We start from the raw sequence: 3,775 nt of genomic DNA on the forward strand, positions 1-3,775 counted from the left end.
CAGCCGGAGTGTGAATGAAGGCTTCTCTGGTGGTGAGAAAAAGCGCAACGAAATCTTACAAATGGCCATTCTCGAACCAAGCTTAGCGATTCTCGATGAAACCGATTCTGGCTTGGATATCGACGCGCTGAAAATTGTTGCTAATGGTGTCAATCAGTTGTCGAACAAGGATAACTCGATGCTGGTAATCACTCACTATCAACGTTTGCTCGACTACATTATTCCCGATTTTGTACATGTGATGGCAAATGGACAAATCCTCACTAGCGGCGGTAAGGAACTCGCGCACGAACTAGAAGCCAAGGGCTATGACTGGGTAACTGAAGCTGAAACAGCAATCGTCTAGCAAACACCGACCTGTAGGGGCAGGTTTATGCTGGGGTGCTCGCCAGACGAACTAGTTAATCCGATCGTATTTAGTATGGGTTGTGTTATTAGTGTGGTGGGTGGGTTTGTTTGAAATCTCTATTGCTAATGATATTTATTGCATAAACCCACCCCTACAGATCCTTGCTTTTATAAATATCTCTATTCTCAATCCTCTTTTCTTATTTGTTTTTGTACTTCTATGACACCAACTATTAATAACCGAGATACTTATCTCTCCAAGCTACTTACTACCCCGCCGCCCAACCCGCAACTGCAAGAACTACGCACTCAAGCCGCCGGATATCTGCAAGAACAAACCATTCCCACTACTAATGATGAGGAATGGCGATTTACGAACTTAACTCCACTCCTGAGTCAAACCTTCACCGCACCGCCGGTAGCAGTGCCAGCAGTCGATCTCGATGGCTTAGTTATCCCCGAAGCTAGTGAGGCGCGGTTAGTCTTTGTCAATGGCATTTACGCACCATTACTTTCTAGTCTGGCTAACTTACCCGTCGGCGTATTTATCGGGAATCTCGCCGCAGCTAATGCTGCTGGATTGGCTGTCAATAATTATCTAGGCAAACAACCAGGCGGTGAAGAAGTTTTTACCGCGATTAACACCGCAGGCATGAATGATGCTGCCGTAGTCTGGTTGGCTCCAGATCTAACCGTAGCATCACCGATCGAGCTATTATTTATCACTACTATAGATAATACGGCGATCTCGACTTATCCGCGCGCGCTGGTAGTGTTAGAACAGAGAAGTAGCGCGACGATCGTGCAAAAATATTTGTCTACATCAGATCCCAGCCTTGCCTATTTCAACAACAGCGTGACGGAAATCTGTTTGGGTGAAGCAGCGAAAATCAATCTTACGCGCATTCAAACCGAAGCTCTGGCTGCCATTCATATTAGTAAAACAGTGGTTTCGCAATCCGAGCATAGTGTTTATACTGGTAACTCGATCGATCTGGGAGCCAAACTCTCCCGCCACAACTGGGAAATCTTCCAAACTGGCGCGCAGACAGAAACCTACCTGAATGGTTTGACAATGGTAAATGGCGAGCAGGAATCGGATACCCATAGCACCATCGCTCTTGCTAAACCCCACGGCATCACCAATCAACTGCATAAATGTATCGTAGACGATCGCGCCCATGCCATCTTCAACGGTAAAGTATTCGTACCGCAAGCTGCCCAACAAACGAATGCGGGGCAACTAAATCGCAACCTGCTGCTATCTGCCAAGGCGCGCATCGATACCAAACCCCAGCTCGAAATTACCGCCGATAATGTCAAATGTTCCCACGGCGCGACAGTCAGCCAATTAGAAGACGACGAGATTTTCTATCTCCAGAGTCGAGGTTTAGATATTGAAACAGCTAAAATATTATTAATTAACGCTTTTGCTGTAGAAATAATCGATCGCATCCCCGTCGCCTCAGTCCGCGAACGACTAGCAACAGCCGTAAAAACATTTAAAAGCTAACTAGGAACTGGCAAGTAATGACTAGAGAAAGCCCGATTCTACGATTGATCCAAAATCTTACCGGAAATGCTGAAGATATGACTTTTATTCAAACCAAATCGGGGATTCACAAGCCGCAAACTCTTGCGGAGACAGTTCGGGCTGATTTCCCCATCCTCCACCGCGAGGTGCATGGCAAACCCTTAATTTATCTAGATAATGCCGCAACTTCTCAAAAGCCGCACGTAGTCATTCACGCGCTAGAGCACTACTATAGCCATTACAATTCAAATGTCCATCGCGGCGTGCATACTCTCAGTGCTGAAGCCACCGATGCCTATGAAGGGGCGCGCGAAAAGCTTGCCAAATTTGTCAATGCCGCTTCTTCGCAAGAGATTATTTACACGCGCAATGCGACAGAAGCGATTAACTTAGTTGCCTATAGTTGGGGCTTGAGTAATCTCCAACGGGGGGATGAAGTGATTCTCTCGGTAATGGAGCATCATAGCAATCTGATTCCGTGGCAATTAGTCGCTCAAAAAACCGGCGCGCGGCTCAAATTCGTTCAACTGACACCAGAAGAAGAGTTTGACTTCGGACACTATCAATCGTTAGTAAACGAGAAGACAAAACTGGTATCTGTCGTTCATGTTTCCAATACTTTAGGTTGTATCAATCCCGTTAAAGATATCATCGCGCTGGCACATCAATACGACGCGAAAGTATTAATCGATGCTTGCCAAAGTGCGCCGCACATGGCTTTAGATGTCCAAGACATGGATTGTGACTGGCTGGCAGTATCGGGGCACAAGATGTGCGGCCCGACTGGGATCGGCTTTTTGTATGGTAAGTTGAATTTACTGCGATCGATGCCGCCGTTCTTGGGTGGTGGGGAAATGATTGCCGACGTATTTCTAGAAAATTCTACTTACGCCGACTTACCACATAAATTTGAAGCAGGGACGCCCGCCATCGCTGAAGCGATCGCGCTAGGTGCGGCAGTAGATTATTTAACTAATATTGGAATGGAAAAAATTCATGCTTATGAAGCAGAATTAACCGCCTATTTATTTGAGAAATTAATGCAAATCCCGCAGATCAAAATCTATGGCCCTAAACCGCCCAGAGAACGGGCGTCTTTAGCATCATTTACTGCTGGTGACGTGCATCCCCACGACCTTTCGACGATGTTAGATCAGGCTGGAATTGCCATTCGTGCCGGACATCATTGCACCCAACCCTTGCATCGGTTTATCAAGGCACAATCGACCGCTCGTGCTAGCTTATACTTCTACAATACTAGAGCGGAAATCGATAGTTTTATCGCCTCCTTGCAGGAATCGATCGAGTTTTTCGATAGTATTTTTAGTTAGGATCGTTAGCAAAATCTGCTCGAATTAAGTAAAGAACCTCCCGCCGCCACTCACCCATGCAAGTCAAAGCCGCAGTCGCCTTTCAAGCAGATAAACCCCTCGAAATTACCACTGTCGATCTCGCGCCGCCACAGGCAGGGGAGGTACTCGTCGAGATTAAAGCGACGGGGGTGTGTCATACCGATGCTTATACCTTGTCTGGAGCCGACCCTGAAGGCTTATTCCCCGCGATTTTGGGGCATGAAGGTGCGGGTGTCGTCGTGGAAGTTGGTGCGGGTGTCACCAGCCTCAAACCAGGCGATCGCGTGATTCCCTTATACGTCCCCGAATGCCGCAATTGCGACTATTGTCTCAGCGGAAAAACCAACCTGTGTCAAGCGATTCGGCTCACCCAAGGGCGAGGGGTAATGCCCGACGGGAGCAGTCGGTTTTCCTATCAGGGGCAAATGTTGCACCACTATATGGGTACCTCCACGTTTGCGAACTATACGGTGGTACCCGAAATTGCCCTGGCAAAGATTCGCCCCGATGCGCCATTTGAGAAAGTTTGCCTGATTGGGTG

At 47.5% G+C, this 3,775-nt stretch carries 4 protein-coding genes; all 4 read left to right on the top strand.

What is annotated here, in order from left to right; genetic code table 11:
• Nucleotides 1–346: ABC transporter ATP-binding protein (locus tag RMO84_RS11600; protein WP_396135835.1), on the top strand; the 346-nt coding region annotated here is incomplete at its 5' end.
• Between the two features lie 222 nt (nucleotides 347–568).
• Nucleotides 569–1,861: a Fe-S cluster assembly protein SufD gene (gene sufD / locus RMO84_RS11605; protein WP_310488615.1), complete on the top strand. Its 1,293-nt coding sequence runs from the start codon at nucleotides 569–571 to the stop codon at nucleotides 1,859–1,861.
• A gap of 77 nt (nucleotides 1,862–1,938) precedes the next feature.
• Nucleotides 1,939–3,213, top strand: coding sequence for a SufS family cysteine desulfurase (locus tag RMO84_RS11610; RefSeq protein ID WP_310488617.1), 1,275 nt, complete (start codon nucleotides 1,939–1,941; stop codon nucleotides 3,211–3,213).
• Nucleotides 3,214–3,269: 56 nt separating this feature from the next.
• The coding region (locus tag RMO84_RS11615) for an alcohol dehydrogenase catalytic domain-containing protein (protein ID WP_310488616.1) at nucleotides 3,270–3,775 on the top strand (506 nt) is incomplete at its 3' end.

It is taken from the genome of Chamaesiphon sp. VAR_69_metabat_338 (assembly GCF_031423935.1).
Lineage (GTDB): Bacteria > Cyanobacteriota > Cyanobacteriia > Cyanobacteriales > Chamaesiphonaceae > Chamaesiphon.

Coding starts and splice junctions, on each gene's coding strand:
- sufD (WP_310488615.1), top strand. CDS start 569: ATGACACCAACTATTAATAACCGAGATACTTATCTCTCCAAGCTACTT.
- RMO84_RS11610 (WP_310488617.1), top strand. CDS start 1,939: ATGACTTTTATTCAAACCAAATCGGGGATTCACAAGCCGCAAACTCTT.